15 protein-coding genes are annotated in these 16,288 nt (G+C 45.9%); 11 read left to right on the top strand and 4 right to left on the bottom strand.

Annotated elements, in window-relative coordinates; all coding sequences use genetic code 11:
* Window positions 1-169: 169 nt before the first annotated feature.
* The 3 genes from GWR21_RS11535 (at window position 170) to GWR21_RS11525 (ending at window position 6,740) form a co-directional block, all read left to right on the top strand.
* Window positions 170-4,642: a T9SS type B sorting domain-containing protein gene (locus GWR21_RS11535; protein ID WP_162331897.1), complete on the top strand. Its 4,473-nt coding sequence runs from the start codon at window positions 170-172 to the stop codon at window positions 4,640-4,642.
* 4 nt (window positions 4,643-4,646) lie between these two features.
* Entirely contained in the window at window positions 4,647-5,642 is a 996-nt protein-coding gene (locus GWR21_RS11530; protein ID WP_162331896.1) for a PorP/SprF family type IX secretion system membrane protein, read from the top strand.
* A 483-nt stretch (window positions 5,643-6,125) separates the two neighbouring features.
* Complete coding sequence (locus GWR21_RS11525) at window positions 6,126-6,740, top strand: hypothetical protein (RefSeq protein ID WP_162331895.1); 615 nt, start codon at window positions 6,126-6,128, stop codon at window positions 6,738-6,740.
* A gap of 52 nt (window positions 6,741-6,792) precedes the next feature.
* On the opposite strand, the gene GWR21_RS11520 is transcribed toward GWR21_RS11525, so the two are convergent.
* A complete protein-coding gene (locus tag GWR21_RS11520) occupies window positions 6,793-8,043 on the bottom strand; it encodes a WG repeat-containing protein (RefSeq protein WP_162331894.1) in 1,251 nt (416 codons plus the stop codon).
* Window positions 8,044-8,165: 122 nt separating this feature from the next.
* Between GWR21_RS11520 and GWR21_RS11515 the strand changes: the two genes are divergently transcribed.
* Window positions 8,166-8,414 carry a hypothetical protein gene (locus GWR21_RS11515; RefSeq protein WP_162331893.1) on the top strand — a complete coding sequence of 83 codons (249 nt, stop codon included), beginning with the start codon at window positions 8,166-8,168 and terminating at the stop codon, window positions 8,412-8,414.
* A 4-nt stretch (window positions 8,415-8,418) separates the two neighbouring features.
* On the opposite strand, the gene GWR21_RS31520 is transcribed toward GWR21_RS11515, so the two are convergent.
* Window positions 8,419-8,754 carry a serine hydrolase domain-containing protein gene (locus GWR21_RS31520; RefSeq protein ID WP_238430307.1) on the bottom strand — a complete coding sequence of 112 codons (336 nt, stop codon included), beginning with the start codon at window positions 8,752-8,754 and terminating at the stop codon, window positions 8,419-8,421.
* An 87-nt stretch (window positions 8,755-8,841) separates the two neighbouring features.
* The gene (locus tag GWR21_RS31515; RefSeq protein ID WP_238430306.1) at window positions 8,842-8,982 is read right to left on the bottom strand and encodes a hypothetical protein; all 141 of its coding nucleotides are present in this window, start codon (window positions 8,980-8,982) and stop codon (window positions 8,842-8,844) included.
* A gap of 491 nt (window positions 8,983-9,473) precedes the next feature.
* Between GWR21_RS31515 and GWR21_RS11505 the strand changes: the two genes are divergently transcribed.
* The gene (locus GWR21_RS11505) at window positions 9,474-10,451 is read left to right on the top strand and encodes a zinc-dependent alcohol dehydrogenase family protein (protein ID WP_238430304.1); all 978 of its coding nucleotides are present in this window, start codon (window positions 9,474-9,476) and stop codon (window positions 10,449-10,451) included.
* 146 nt (window positions 10,452-10,597) lie between these two features.
* Here the strand turns inward: GWR21_RS11505 and GWR21_RS11500 are convergent, their stop codons facing one another.
* On the bottom strand, window positions 10,598-11,311 hold the full coding sequence (locus tag GWR21_RS11500; RefSeq protein ID WP_162331891.1) for a 2OG-Fe(II) oxygenase: 714 nt from the start codon (window positions 11,309-11,311) through the stop codon (window positions 10,598-10,600).
* Window positions 11,312-11,535: 224 nt separating this feature from the next.
* Here GWR21_RS11500 and GWR21_RS31765 point away from each other — a divergent pair, with 224 nt between their 5' ends.
* The 6 genes from GWR21_RS31765 to GWR21_RS11470 all read left to right on the top strand — a co-directional run bounded on the left by GWR21_RS31765 (window position 11,536) and on the right by GWR21_RS11470 (window position 16,229).
* Window positions 11,536-12,429: a helix-turn-helix domain-containing protein gene (locus tag GWR21_RS31765; RefSeq protein ID WP_162331890.1), complete on the top strand. Its 894-nt coding sequence runs from the start codon at window positions 11,536-11,538 to the stop codon at window positions 12,427-12,429.
* Between the two features lie 100 nt (window positions 12,430-12,529).
* A complete protein-coding gene (locus tag GWR21_RS11490; RefSeq protein WP_162331889.1) occupies window positions 12,530-13,372 on the top strand; it encodes an oxidoreductase in 843 nt (280 codons plus the stop codon).
* Between the two features lie 3 nt (window positions 13,373-13,375).
* On the top strand, window positions 13,376-14,002 hold the full coding sequence (locus GWR21_RS11485) for a hypothetical protein (protein WP_162331888.1): 627 nt from the start codon (window positions 13,376-13,378) through the stop codon (window positions 14,000-14,002).
* Between the two features lie 7 nt (window positions 14,003-14,009).
* Window positions 14,010-14,255 (top strand): Atu4866 domain-containing protein, encoded by a 246-nt coding sequence (locus GWR21_RS11480; protein ID WP_162331887.1) that lies wholly within the window; start codon window positions 14,010-14,012, stop codon window positions 14,253-14,255.
* A 49-nt stretch (window positions 14,256-14,304) separates the two neighbouring features.
* A complete protein-coding gene (locus tag GWR21_RS11475) occupies window positions 14,305-15,363 on the top strand; it encodes an NAD(P)H-dependent flavin oxidoreductase (protein WP_162331886.1) in 1,059 nt (352 codons plus the stop codon).
* Window positions 15,364-15,644: 281 nt separating this feature from the next.
* Window positions 15,645-16,229 (top strand): TetR/AcrR family transcriptional regulator, encoded by a 585-nt coding sequence (locus tag GWR21_RS11470; protein ID WP_162331885.1) that lies wholly within the window; start codon window positions 15,645-15,647, stop codon window positions 16,227-16,229.
* Window positions 16,230-16,288 lie beyond the last annotated feature (59 nt).

The raw sequence follows: 16,288 nt of genomic DNA, 5'->3' as shown, positions 1-16,288 counted from the left end.
AAATGGAAAACAATCAGTCTCAATGATTTCGTGTATTCCGTAACTGTCACGGGTATCTAATTTGATATCATATTACATTTATATCATAAATATGGTCTATATTACGCGCTGGATTGATGTATAGTAAGTGAATATCCACCTACAGTTTTCTGTAGTTCCCAAAGTACCTATGAACCGAATTGCCATAAGATTATTGAAGATCTCAGTGCCCGTATTATTTTTTGTCTCATCAGCCATAGCACAAAAGGGATACATCTATGTACATGTCAGCGCGATCAACGAAGAATCTTCGCCTGATTTTCAATTTTCTATAAACGGAGGTCCCACTACTATTCCCGGTTTTTATCTCAACGACCAGCCTGTTACTACTACTGCCATTTATGATATCGGGGCCAGCCATGGTGTTACCGCCAATGGTCAGGGGGATGGTGAACTGTGGATATCATTACAGGCCGGCGCACAGATCTGTCACCGGTTAGCCGGTAGCAGTCAATGGGTTCCGACAGGATTGACGGGTACTGCGCTTGATGGTGCTGGTCCCGGCCAATTTGTGAATACAGATGCTAACGGGAATGCATACTTCTTTGATGGTATTGATCAGCAACTTATTTATACACCGGGAACACATGGTGGTCTGAGGGCAAGAGGCATTAGTTTTGGAGGAGGACGTATCGTGATTGTCACGGACGATGGCGCCATCTGGAAAAACAATGGATTGTCAGCACCTTATACAGACGACTGGACATTACTGACTCCAACGGGAGTGAATGCCACCCGGCTGGACCTACTACCAGCAACCGGCGATATTGCCTATTACAGCGCACTCAGTGGCGAGGTGTTTACATTACCTTTTTCCGGAGGTACTGCCGTCAGCTTGGGTACGCCGGGAACAGCAGATGTCGCATACGGAGATGATGGTACTATCTACGCAAATGGTTACAGCTGGAACGGAACGAACTGGATAGCAGATGTTACCCGATATACTTCTTTTAGCCGCACGACAGCAGCGGCACAGGTATGGAATACATCCGCAGTCCCGGTCGGGAGTGGTATTATCTTTAGCCGTACCAGCGGCGGTAGCTGGATCGATGATGAGCGGGCGGCTTTGAATACGGTGGGGAATGCGATCGTACTGCCTGTAGACGCCGGCACTTATACACTTTCAACCATCATACCGGGTGGCTGGGGTTTGTCCGGATTTACACTGTATGACCCGGGAAATAATTCAGCACCTGTACCCGGAACTCCCGGAACGACGATCAATGTCAGCGCTGGTGAAACAGTACATGTTATCGCACAGCTGGCATTACTAGATCCGCTGGCAGTATCACAGGCATGTGGCGTCATATCAACTGAAGATTTTGGTACATCAGCTGCTGTTCCTTTTAATGCGACTTCCTATCATTATCAACCCACCAGTGATATCAGCGATGGTTACTATACTATTCAACCGACGGACAGAGCTGGTGTATTGACAGATCATACAACAGGTACCGGCAATATGATGTTGGTCAGACCTGCTTTTCATAGAGAATATTTCTACCGGAAGCGGTTAACGAACCTGCTGATAGGGCAACCCTACAAACTAAGTTTCTGGGCAGCGAATACCAATTCTGCTGCATCTGTCGCGCCTGATGTACAGGTGGGAATGTCTGCTATCGATGGGAGTATGGTGACCAGTTTTGCGACCGGAGCTATTACCAGTGCTAACTGGACTGAATACACGTTTACATTTATTGCCCCTGCCAATACAGCGGATATCTATTTGCAGAACAATGCCATAGGTATTGATGGTAATGAGCTTGCGCTGGATGATATCGCGGTTATTCCAATGGCGGGTATATTGCCTGCCAGTATGTTGAATCCGGCGAAACCGGGTATTTGTGAAGGAAGTACGGCCATCATTACTAATGGCACAGGTGGTGGTGCATGGTCTACCAATAATCCTGCGGTAGCAACAGTAGACAGCAATGGCCGTCTGCTTGCAGTAAGCCCTGGATATGCAGATATTACCTATACGGTAACCGATGCAACAGGCTGTAATGCCACCGCTATTACAACATTGCCGGTATATGCATTACCTGATGTGGTGGCCACCACTGGTAGCCAGGCGGTTTGTCCGGTGGATACGGTTGTATTATCTGTCTCAGCCACTAACACACCGGCACCCTACACCTTCAGATGGTCAGTGTTGCCAGCGGCAGCAAGTATCATTACTGATGATCATGCACAACAAACGACAGCTGTTCCAGCCTTTCCAGGCAGCAGCTATGTATATATCGCCGTTGCCACAGATGCGAGAGGTTGTACTGCTTCTGCTATGACGGATACGGTGAATGTATATACACTGCCGGAAGCAACCATCAGTTATACAACTGATCTCTGTAAGACGGGTACGGCAGCTGTTAAGCAAACAGGTACTGCCGGTGGCACATATACTGGCTCCGGCGGACTGTCAATTGATGCGGTGACAGGTGAGATTGATCTGCAGAATAGCACTGCTGGTCTGCATGAAGTGATGTATACTTTTACTAATGGTCAGTGTACTAATACTACTACAACAACATTGACTATTCATGATCTTCCTGTAATACCTGCCATTACCGGCCTGGCGAACGTATGCCAGGGAGACCAGCTGTTATTACAGAATACACTGACTGGTGGCACCTGGAGTAATGATGATCTGTCAGTAGCCACCATTGGTAATGATGGTATGCTGAATGGATTGGCAGCCGGCAACACTGTTGTAACCTACCAGGTAACAGATGCCTATGGTTGTCAGGACAGCATTCAAACGACTGTTACAGTAGATCCGCTGCCACAGGCGACAATCACTTATGCCAAACAGGTGTTTTGTGTAGTAGGTACGGCGGATGTAACGGTGACAGGTACTACCGGAGGCATGTTCAGTGCCGCTACCGGACTGGCAATAGATACGCATACAGGATCGATCGATCTGGTGAATAGTCAGCCAGGCACTTACACGGTCACTTATCAGTTCAGCGATGGCAAATGTTCTAACAGTACCACCACTTCGCTGACAGTAGAGGGCCTGCCGGTGATCGCTGCTATAACAGGTAATAACATGGTGTGTATTGATCCGTTGGGAACAGATCTGAGCTGTTTGACAAAGGGTGGGGTATGGAGCAGCAGTAATGAACAGATCTTGCGGGTGAATGCTGCCGGGCATATAACAGGTATAGGGCCGGGAACGGCTAACGTGGTATATGAAGTAACCACTGTTAACGGCTGCAGCAATAAAACTGATTTTATAGTAGAAGTACCACCAATGCCGGTATTCACAACAAATACCACCACTACTTCCTGTGCTAACAGTAGTGATGGACATATTATCATACCTGCGCCAGGTAGTGGTTATAAATATAGTCTGAATGGTGGTGACTGGAAAGATGTGAATACTTTTTCAGGACTCAGAGGGGGAGATTACTCCGTACAGGTGATGAACGAAAAGCAGTGCGTTTCCGTTGTACAGACGGTAAAAGTGCCTGCTCCGCTGGACATTGCGCTGATCGTGACTCAAAGAGATATCACCTGTCATGGCGACAACTCAGGTGCGCTCACATTATCGGCAACTGGTGGCACACCACCATACCGTGTGGCGTGGAGTACAGGTGCAACCAATACCAGGATTAACAATTTGCCGGCAGGTAACTATTCAGTTACAGTGACCGATCAGAAGGGCTGTGCAGCTTCATTAAAAGTGCAACTGTCAGAACTGTTTCCGGTATTTGTTGTCAACGATCCTGTCAAGCAGGACGGTGGCCTGCTCCGGATCACTGGTACGGCTATACCGCTGGCAGATATACTGGTTACCTATCCTGATGGCAGCATCACGACAACGCACACTGATGCATCGGGCAACTTTAGTACGCTATCTTCCAATGTAGTAGGCACAGGACGTATTATCGTTACAGTGACTGATCCTGCCAGTAAGGGGAATTGCACCAGGTATATTGAATACAGCAACAGCATTTCAGCTGATCTGTCTATTGTAAAAAGTGTGACGATTGCCCGGGCTCCAACAGTTGGTGATCCTGTAACGTTTACACTGACGGTGAATAATAAAGGTCTGGACCATGCCACACAGGTGATTGTCACCGATGATATTTCCGGCATGGTGGAAGAGATCAGTGATGTGAACATGACTGCTACCGGAGGTAGCGCTTTCTTTAATACACGTACACGTCAGGTAGTCTGGAATATTGATACGGTATATGTAAATAAACCAGTGCAGCTATCCTTTACCACACGTATCGTATATGGTGGCATGCTGGAAAATACGGCCACGGTATCAGGCCGGGAAACAGATCCGGACCTGAGCAATAACGAGTCTGCTATTCAGCCTGTAACGATCTCTCCTGACCTGTTCATTCCGAACGTGGTCACTGCAAACGGAGATGGTAAAAATGATTATTTTTTTATCAGAGGGATTGAGCAGTACCCTGGTTCAGAGCTGGAAATCTATAACCGTTGGGGGAGTCAGGTGTATCGCACCGTGAATTATTCAAACAACTGGAGTGGTGCAGGACTGTCAGGCGGCATTTATTACTACGTGCTGAAGATTAATATGGCGCGTGCAGTAAAGGTCTACAAAGGATACATAGAACTGATCCAAAAATAGTGTTATGAAAAATGGCTTACTACTGTTCATCTTTTTACTCGTTGCGAACTGTGAGTTGCAGGCGCAACAGGATGTTCAGTTCAGTCAGTATGTATTTAACGGTTTAAGTGTGAATCCTGCCTATGCAGGATACAGGGAGGAGCTGTATCTGCACAGTGCCTATCGGCAGCAATGGGCCGGTTTTCAGGGAGCTCCGCAGACAGGCACCATTGCAATGGATGGTGTAACTGATGTGTACTCCAAAAAGATCGGCTTGGGCGGACAGGTAACATGGGACAAACTGGGGCCGCAGGAGTCGATATCACTGTATGGCTTTTATTCCTATCGTATTCCGTTGCCGAATGACAGCAGATTGTCCTTCGGCCTGGGCCTAGGTGCCACACAGTATGCGGTGGATGGCAGTTCCCGGAAATATGTGGACGCTGATGATCCTGCGCTGGTATTAGGTAAACAAAGTACCCTGGTACCGGACGCCCGATTCGGTGTTTATTACAATTCCTACAGGACTTTCATCGGATTCTCAATAATGGACCTGTTCTCTGCCTATACAGGAGGAAAGATCTACTTTGGTAATGGTACACTTTATTCTACCTTACGGAAGTCCCGCCATATCTACCTGAGTGGGGGGACTGTAGTATATCTGAGCAACGATATCAAACTGAAACCCTCAGTGCTGATTAAGGAAGATCTCAAAGGTCCGACAAATGTCGACTTCAACGTATTTATGCTGTTGCAGGAGCGGTTATGGCTTGGAGCATCTTACCGCGCCGGCTTTAACTTATGGGGGAAGCCAGCGCTGCCTTCCGAACTCCGGATGGGCAATGCGATCAGTGCAATGGCTGAAGTATTTGTATCTGATAATATGCGACTGGGGTATTCCTATGATCTTACCACCAATGGCATGTCCAGATATCAGAGAGGCTCGCATGAGCTGTCTATAGGGATATTATTCCCACATAATAACAAGGTGGATAATGCACGTTGTCCGCGGTATTTTTAATCGTGGAACCGGAGAGTATTGATTTCGGCAGCATAAAACCTATTAATACATTATTTGATTGATAATCAATGTTATTTTTCTTAGCTCACCGCGAAAGTCGCCGGTCCATTACAGGGCCGGCGTTTTTCATTGCAGGAAAAAGCATAAATACACATGAAGAAACTGACGAAAAGTAAAAAACCGTGATTTGTCCAATAAATTCCAGACTTCGTACAGCAGCAGTACAGAAATGCTCCCGTACTTTTGTTTCATAAAAATATTTGATTACAGATAATGTAACAGTTGTAGGTTTAAGCAGCACACCGGAATAGTCCTATTCCGGTGTTTTTTTTATATATGATTACTATCCGGCTACTGCCTGTATCTCTTTTCTGACTTTCTTTCTGTATATTCAATAACCACTACCGCATCTTCCATTGTGTGTTCCAACAGTGTTTGTTCTGGCATGAAATTTTTACAGGTAACTTATCATAACTCTATAATATGGCAGATCCAATTTCAGCGCCTTTTATACCCGTGCAGTATACGGGAGAGGAAACAGAGACATCCGCAGAGAGAGTTGCTTCCAGCGAACAGGCCGCTGGTGCCATTTTTCAACGGGCAGTGAAAAGACTGCAACAAGTGAATGAATGGGGACAAATGTGCGGTGCGCTATCTTCCTCCTTCCAGCTGGTTGATAAACTGGGAGAAGAAATTGATGAAACGGCCAATGCCGGACTGTTCATACGCATTGATATTCCCGCACCAGGCACGAGTGTGGGCAAAGGATATGACTGGGTGCTGATAGAACAAGTGGAAGAAATACAGCTGAATGATGCACAGCAGCTATTTTTCATAAGGGCCCGCCCTTCGGGACATCCGCAGCAGCAACATGCGGGAACCGCGCATTTTCTGAAGGAAGAAGCCACCAGTTCGTTTGTGATTACAAGGGATGGTGAAAAGGTGACGGCGACCGTATATGGTAGGAATGAGATGCCTAATACAGATGTGGAAGACACGCTGGACAAGGTGCGTAATGCCGTTGTCGGCGCCACTGGCGCCATTGGTATTTCGAAACTGCAATGGAAGGCGCTCGTGAATGCCTTACTGGAGGAATAGGAATAAAAAAAGCCTGTCACAGACAGGCCTTTTGGGTTATATTGACTGCTGATTAGTCTTTGTAACCAGGGATATAGATTTCGCCGGAGGCCTTATCCATATATCCTCTTGTACCACTGGCTGTTTGTACCAGCAGCGCCTGGCGGTTCACATCTTCATCAATTACCTGCACGAGTACGGGCTTTTTCAGTTCCTTCATGGTTTCTGCAGGAATCACGCCAACTCTGTTACCTACTTTTGTTTCGATGAATGCATAGTGCCCGATATTATCTTCTCTGTAGGTCACATCATCATAGATCAATGGAACGAGTACATTTCCTTTCATATCAATTACACCTGCTTTACCATCTTTGACCGCTTTTATCTTACCCGGAAATTTAGGCAGGGTTTCATTGTATGACAGGTATTCCAGTTTGGAATAGCCATTGAGATCCGTACTATCCAGCGGACGTCCACGGCGCTGGAACTCCGTCATTTCCAACACAACTCTCCATTTATCAGCACCCGGCATTTTGTAAATATGCAGGTCTTTTTTCTCTCCCGTATTGTTTGAGGATGAATGATCTCCATGTGCATTTTCATCTGCTTTCTCAGCTGCCTGTGCCTGTGCAGCAGGTACTACCTTGCCGGTGGCATCAAAGTAAACAACTCTTTCATCATCTGTAGTCGCTTTGATAAAATCACGTGTACCGTCCGTAATACCTCTTATTTCGCTGTATACCGGTTGGATCAGTTCTTTAGCAGTTACCGCAGTGATCACACCATATTTGCCGTCTACACCAACAATCAGTAGATCTTTCAGGGACTTCTCTTCAAAAAACTCACCATCGTCATATTTCAGCTTTTTATTCACAAGATCACCTGTTGTCATATCAATCAGTCCGATTGCACCTTCTTTTTTAACGAGCAGCAGGTTAGTAGCTTTAGACATCGGATTGATACCCGGTATTTCATCAAATATCAGTGATCCTTTCTGTTTACCAGTAGCAGGGTCCAGCAGTACATATCCTTTCATCACTTTCGCTACCGCCATACCATTAGGTGCAACAAAAGGCATATCCGAATAATTGCACGCATAGACGATCCTGCCGGAAGAATGGATCAATCCTACTTTTCTGTTATTTTCCACACGGGCATAATCACCATTGAACAGGTGTATGCTGTCAAATTGCGGCGCAGCAATAACACTATGTTTCTTGTTTGTAAGGCCCCATTTGTTTTTTTCAGCATACGGGTAGAGGCCATCCTGTGCCTTGCACCATACGCTCATGAGCAGAACAGGGAGAAAGTAGATGGTTTTCATAAAGTATAGGATTGTTCCTGGCAAATATAACGTTTTTGATAAATATATTCATCTTCTCTTTAATGTGTTGGATGGTTAAAAAGGTAGCGGTATATTTGCGGCCGAAAATGTATCGACAAATTATGAGAACAAGTGAACAGGCTTTGTCAGTCATTGAAGATATAAAGAAGGCATTTAACGACACGACAGTAGAAGCAATTGTATCAGCCGCAGCGGAAATCGCTACTAACAAGCGTTTACTATTTGAGCAGCTCGACCTGCTCATCAGTAAAATATCTCCTCTGGAATGCGATAGCCAGCAATGGCGTAATTTCAGAATCGCCCGCATCAATCTGGGTAAACTATTGATGCCGGAAGCAATACCCTGCTAAAGGGCTATTGCGGGATGGCAGCCAGTATATGTTTTACCATCTCGTCCATCGATCTATTTTCTATCCATCTCACGATTGCTATGAGATCGTGACCCGGGGCTACGTAGATGAAATTCGTTCCGTTACCAATATGGACGAAAGCATCAGCGGGGGCGCCAGGCAATAACTCTTTTCCTGTATTCAGGAACCAGTTCATGTATCCATAGGTAGGTTTGACAGTGGTAGGTGTCAGGGATTGTTTCACCCACTGTTCGGAAAGCAGCTGTTTTCCGTTCCAGTTACCTCTGTGCAATGTCAGCGCCGTCCATCTCCAGGTATTGGAGGCGCCTGTCTCGTCCATGATGCTGCTCTTAAGCGCCTATGGTAACGGTTTACGCCACCGCCAGCCCTACCAACTCTGACAGAAAACTTTTTGTCACACTGTGTGTCATGTCCACCCGGAAGGGCGCTCCCATTCAGCCACGATATAACCTTTATATACAATAATGCCTGTCGCATCACCACGGGTAGAGAAAGTACCGACACCATTGCTGAAAGGCTCTTTGCCGAAACTCAGTACCTGTGCCACTTTCCTATTACGGGGACTCTCGTCTCATTGGCTTATGTAAACTGTATGGCAGCTGCCAGTTTTGCAGCATTTAGCCCCGGTGTATGAGGAGAGCGTTGCTGCCAGGCGTCTTTTGGTGGAAAGTAACTACTAGTTTTTAGCATTTTTGGATTGTGCAAAAAGCAGCGTGACTATACTTAAGCGTATAAAGCAGGAGAGCAGGCGTTTTATATGGGTAAGATAATGATCTTTTGCATATGTTATATGTCGTGGAAATATAGACTAATTGACGAAATATAGTCAGCGTGTCAACTTGTCGTTTGTGGAAAGTATTGTTTTACAGATATTTGCAAACTGGAATACTTTTGGCAATAGATAAAATTGATAGGAAGCTGACTATAGCATACTGCCCGTTTAGACAATAACTGTCGTATATCGTCATGTATCCTTAACTATCGAGATATAAAGTAGCACAATAAAAGAATAATCGACTAATTATGACTAGTGAGCACATGCGCGCACTAATCCTGGAGGATTACGGCGCCCCGTTCGTTTATCGGGTAATAGACAGGCCAAGACCGGACTTTGGAGAGGTATTGATCAGAGTAAAGGCAAGTGGTGTGAATCCACTGGATGTGAAGATCAAAGCAGGTGAAGCGGAGCTTGCAAAACAACCATTACCAGCCATACTGGGTATTGATATGGCGGGTATAGTAGTAGAAGTAGGAGAGGGTGTCACCAGCTTTGCCCCTGGCGATAAGGTATTTGGTATGACTGGTGGTGTGGCTGGCTTAAAAGGCTCACTTGCAGAATATGTAGCGGTAGATGCAGAACTGATAGTAAGAAAGCCTGCAAATCTGACTATGCGCGAAGCGGCAGCAATCCCCTTCGGATTCGTGACCGCATGGGAAGGACTGGTAGATAAAGCCAGAATAGAAGAGGGCCAGAAAGTGCTCATCCATGGTGGTGCTGGTGGAATAGGACAGATGGCCATACAGATCGCCAAGGCATTCGGCGCAGATGTATACGCTACTGATACTGACGATAAACAGGCTATCGTTGAATGGTTCGGCGCAACATTCATTGAGCATACAGTCGATGTACAGGAATATGTGGACAAGTATACCCGTGGTGCCGGATTTGATATCGTATTTGATACCGTAGGAGGCAATACCCTGGATGCTTCTTTTGAAGCCATCAAACAAAATAACGGACACGTGATCAGTTCCCTGGGCTGGGGCTCACATAGCCTGGCGCCATTGTCCTTCAAGGCTGCCACCTATTCGGGTGTCTTCACCTTGCTGCCAATGCTGACAGGTATGGGAAGAGAACATCATGGTGCCATTTTAAGAGAAGCTACAAGAATGGCGGAAGCAGGACAGATACTGCCTTTATTAGACCCCCGTCACTTTCACCTGCAAACGGCAGATCAGGCACTGACCCTGATCGTACGCAAAGGAGAAACAGGTAATATCGTCGTAGAGATATAAGACATTTTTTTCCATTGGAAATAATAAAAGGCGCCCGCATATCGCAGGCGCCTTTTTGTATGAGCTGGAGTTGATACGACAATCCTGGCGACTAGCTGGTAGTAGCTGACAATTCTTACATCCCAATTCCTGATGATGGCATTCCTTCAGCTTTGCGCATCATGAAAAATGATACCCAGTGTATGCCTGTTGCCACTATGTAACGGACTTACTCCATGTTTCATATTCACCCTGTAATATCCCCTGCTGCCTTTCACCGGCCGGAAGTTAGTGGTAAACAACAACATGTCCCCTCTGTGCCCATGAATGACACTCGCCTTTGATTGCGCTCGTGGGATCTGTTCTGTTAAAACAAATTCCCCACCATGATAATCTTCTCCGGGTTCATTCAGAAAAAGGACCGCCTGCATCGGAAACCAGACATCACCATAAAGGTCCTGATGCAGGGTGTTAAAGCCGCCGGTGCCATACTTTAATATAAGCACCGTAGGCTTATCCTGTCCTTTTTCTCTGCATTGTTCTCTTAACATGGAATGGGCGGAAGGAAAGCGGTGATCAGACTGTAATACCTCCATCCATTTGTTCGCTACCGGAACAAGATAAGGATAGACCGTTTCCCTGACAGTATTGATCAGGTCCGGCAGCGGATATTGGAAGTATTTATATTCTCCCGAACCAAAACGATAGCGTTCCATAGAGATCGTTTTACGGTAGGTATTATCACTATTGTATAATTCAATCAGTTCAACGCATGCTGTGTCGGAAAGCACCTCTTTTACCAATGCGTAACCATGCTCATGCATATGTGTATGTACCTGCTCCCAGTCTTTGCTGTGTAAGCGTTCTGCTATATTCTCCATCGTACTTTTCTGTAAATATAGAAAAGCCCCAAGGGGTGGAAAACCCGAAACTTGCTATTGCTGAAAGTCTCAATTGTTTGAATTTTATAAGTAATGCTTTGTTTCTCGTAATTTTTGCCGGGCAGTTACGTCTTAATTTCGCATAAAATAACAACCAGGATTTTTTCAGCCAGGTAATTCCCCTTTTGGCATTCAGACCATTTCTTAAGTTTATAACATCACTCATGCAGACAGAAACACTTGAAGAGTTTTATCAGAATAAGATAAAAGAAGTGCCGGCGAACCTGGGCAGGGAAACGGGGCATTTCAATGTATTTAATATGAAGGTGCATGCAAGTGGCCAGGCGCCCCGCTATAGCCGCAGGTCATTCTATAAGATCGCTCTTTCCCGGGGACGCGGTTTTTATCACTATGCAGATAAAAGCATTGAAGTATCAGGTACGACACTGATGTTCTTTAATCCGAATGTACCCTATACCTGGCAGTCTCTTTCTCCCGATACCACCGGTTACTTCTGCATTTTTAAAGAAGGCTTCTTTACGGAAAGAATGCGGGGTAGTCTGACTGATTTTCCTATGTTCGCACCAGGCGGAAAACCTGCCTATTTTCTCAATGACATCCAGGACCAGCAGGTCAGCGCCATCTTTGAACGAATGCTGGAAGAAATCCAGTCGGACTATGTTCATAAATATGATCTGCTGATGAACTACGTGACAGAGGTCATTCATTATGCACTGAAGTTGCTGCCATCTGAAAAACTGTATCACCAGAGTGATGCAAAGACGCGTATTACATCCGTATTCACAGAACTGCTCGAACGTCAGTTCCCGATCGAATCACAGGACCAGCGTTTTGAACTGAGATCTGCCAACGATTTTGCCAAACAGCTGTCCGTCCATGTGAATCACCTGAACCGTGCTATTAAGGAAACGACAGGACGTACCACTACCGAACATATTTTCGAAAGGCTCGCCAGCGAGGCAAAGACATTATTGAGACATACAGACTGGAATATCTCTGAAATCAGCTATTGTCTGGGGTTTGAAGAGCCTGCACATTTCAATAAATTCTTCCGTAAACAGTTGGATACTACGCCTACTGCCTACAGAAATTTATAAAGAATAACTGCTGTTTGAAAGATATAAGTAATGCTTTGAATGATGTAATAATGCCCCTGTGATGCCGCTGTAACTTTGTATCAAACAAAAGAAACAAAGTATGAAACAGCAAAAAGTATGGTTCGTAACCGGTACCTCTAAAGGATTTGGCCTCTCTATTGTAAAACAGTTACTCGCACAGGGTATACCTGTTGCGGCCACGACAAGAAACGTGGAAGAACTGATCAAAGCAGTTGGTAAAGATGATAACTTTCTGCCACTTGCCGTAGATCTTACTTCGGAGAAAAGCGTTGCCGACGCACTGGCCACTACCGTGAACAGATTCGGACGTGTAGATGTGGTTGTGAATAACGCAGGATATGGACTGGTAGGTGGTCTGGAAGAGCTGACCGATGCAGAAGGCCGTAAGAATTTTGATGTAAATGTATTTGGATTACTGCATGTGGTAAGAAAGGCATTGCCTTACCTGAGAGCACAAGGGACTGGTCATATCATCAACTTCTCTTCCATCGGTGGATTCGTAGGTTCCTTCCCCGGATTCGGTATTTATTGTGCTACTAAATTTGCCGTAAATGGATTGACAGAAGCCCTGGCTGCTGAAGTAAAACCATTCGGTATACACGCAACCATTGTAGCACCTGGTTATTTCAGAACAAACTTCCTGGCATCTGATTCACTGGTCGCTCCCGAGAACATGATCGAAGCGTATACCAATGTACGTGAGTCACAATTACAGCATCAGCAATCCCTTGATGGCAATCAGCCAGGTGATCCAGAAAAGGCAGCCGCCGCGGTGATTGAGATTGCAGCAGTAGATAATCCACCGTTATACTTATACCTCGGCGAAGACGCATATGGCCTTGCGCAGCAGAAGCTGGACACCATTAAGCACGAGCTGGAAACATGGAAGGAACTGACATTATCTACAGCAATAGAAGCGTAGGTTATGAACTTCCTTTTATCAACAGCGGTAGTGGTATGCCTGAGAACGAAAGTAGAACAGCTGAAACAATGCTGTAAGCGTGTCTTTAAACGACAGGACATACATCCGGAAAAGCAGGCAGGTAATATTGCCGTATTCAGACTGGAGGACGTATGTCAGCCGCATACAGTACAGATGACACAACGCCGGGACTTTTACAGCATAGGCCTGATAAGGGGAAGTGATCACTATCACCACGCAGACAATATGGTACTGCCAGGTACCACACTGGTGTTTTTTAATCCACATACGTCTTTTACATGGGGATCGTTGCCGGTAGATAGAAAAGGATTCTGCTGTATGTTCAGCATGCCTTTTTTTACCGTGCAGATGGAAGAAAAGATAAAGGCACTTCCCATGTTTAAGACGGGTGGACAGCCAGTGCATTATCTCACCGGCGCACAGGAGAAAATAGTGACAGACATCTTTGTGCATATGCTGGAAGAAATATCATCCGACTACATGTACAAGTATGACCTGCTAAGGAACTATATCAGTCAGCTGTTGCATCTGGCCATGAAGGTGCAGCTGAATAGTGGAGCAGCGCCGAAGGGGAGTAATGGCAGCAATAATGTTATTCACACAAAATAAATATACAATGGAAAAAGAACACAAATATATCGGTATGTGGGTGACCGCAGATGGTTATGTCCGTCATGAATTACTGCCGGGTGGCAGGTATGATGAAGCAAGAGGTAAGAAGAAAAGTGCCTATCAGGGAAGTTATACGATTACCGGCGATCACATTGACTATAGAGATGATACCGGTTTTACTGCTGACGGCGATTTCAGGGAAGGTGTCCTGTATCATGGGGGTATGGTGTTGTATCGGGAAGAGCAATGATCATGCATGTCTTTTTGGCTTACTTTTGTAAGGTCTAAAAGCACGGATTATGGAATGGAAAAACGAATTGACAGCGCAGCTGAAAATTGACTACCCCATTATTCAGGCCCCTATGCTGGGTATTACGACGCCCGAAATGGTGGCAGCTGTTTCGCAGAACGGAGGACTGGGTTCTCTGCCGATTGGTGGATTATCGCCGGAGCGAACGAGGGAATTGATCCGTAAGACAAAATCATTCACCAGCAAGCCTTTTGCCGTGAACCTGTTCACAAACGGCGTACCTGAGTACAGCCATGCCGATGCTGAAGCGATGCAGGATTTCCTGGAGACATTCGCCCGGGACAATCAGCTGGTATTTGACAGATTATCGCTGGATGCACTCAGGTTTTACAATTACAAAGAGCAGTTAAGTGTACTGATAGAAGAAGCGATAACTATCGTCAGTTTTACCTTTGGTATTCCAGATGCAGAGAGTATGACCGCCTTGAAGCAACAAGGTATTATACTGGTTGGTACTGCTACTTCCGTACAGGAAGCAGTACTGGTGCAGCAGGCCGGTGCTGATGCGGTAGCCGCACAGGGTATTGAGGCGGGCGGACATAGGGGTAGTTTCCTGGAAGAGGCGCCATTACCCATGGTTGGTACTTTTGTGCTTGTGCCGGAGATCGCCGCCCATGTGGACATTCCAGTGATCGCAGCGGGAGGCATTAAGAGTGGGCGTACGATCAGGGCAGCCTTCCAGTTGGGAGCACAGGCTGTGCAGATCGGAACAGCTTTCATAGCGAGTCATGAGAGCATGGCTATTCCTTCCTATAAAACGGCATTACCAAAGGCACAGGTGACTGACAGTGCCTTGACCCGGGCCTTCTCAGGGCGTTGGGCCAGAGGCATCCGGAATCAGTTCATGGAGGCGGTGGAGGCTTCTGGATTGCGCATCCCTCCTTATCCCATACAGCATATCATCACGGCCGGACTGAGAGCCAAAGCGCAGCAGGCTGACAGAAAAGAGTTCACCAATATGTGGGCGGGACAGGCATCAGCAGGCGCAGAGAACAGATCTTCGGCTGATATATTGCTTCAATTCATTGCTCAGACCGAAGGCGTTTAGTACTTATTAAAGATATATAAATGCGTTGAAACCCTTGCTAGTCCGACGTTAGAAGGATGCTTGTTCGTCGCTTGTTCGTCGCTTGGCCGTCGCTTGTTCGTCCAAACAGGCTTTCCTGTCCTCCTGATGGCCAGGATAATGTCCCATAATTACCCCCTCTGATCATTTTTGACAATTCCCCCTTTGTATAGATAAGTAAGAAAATTTCCGGGAAGAAAAAAACAGAATATGTTTTGTACTAAATGGTACAATATGTATTTTTGTGACGTAAATGATCAGACATGGCAGGCAGACCAAAAATATTTGATGAGAAAGAAGTGGTAGAGAAGGCAGTTGAGGTATTCTGGAAAAAAGGATATGAGGCCGCTTCGGCTGATGAATTACTGGCTGCGATGCATATAGGCAAGGGAAGCTTTTATCTGGCCTTTAAAGGCGGTAAAAAGGAGTTATATGAGAAGTCGCTGCAACTGTTCTCAGACATGTATGATAGGCAGTTAAAACAGGATCTGGCGGAAAGTAAAGATCCTGTACAGTTCATTAAAGACTTTTTCATGTCGCTGGCTGATGCACCTGACGCGAAGATCATGAAAGGCTGCTATCTCGGTAATGCACTTGTACAGCTTTCTGACAGCGATATGGACACAAGGTCGGTCGCAGCTCATTTGCTGGCCAGGACAGAGGCGATCTTCACAGAGGTGGTCAGGAAGGCGCAGGCAGACAACAAGCTGGCTAATAAAGCGAAACCAGCCGTGATCGGTAAATATCTGATCAATCTATGGAATGGCGTGAATGTAACCAGGAGAAGCCGGCCGGATTACGAGACCCTTAAAGAAATGCTCGAAATGAGCCTGCAGGTACTGCAATAAATTTTTTTATCCAATATTGTACTGAATAGTACATAATGTATACATACATAAATACATAT

It is taken from the genome of Chitinophaga agri (assembly GCF_010093065.1).
In the GTDB taxonomy this organism is placed as follows: Bacteria; Bacteroidota; Bacteroidia; order Chitinophagales; family Chitinophagaceae; genus Chitinophaga; species Chitinophaga agri.
The sequence above is the reverse complement of the archived record's forward strand: the minus strand, read 5'-3'. Positions and strand labels throughout refer to the sequence as shown.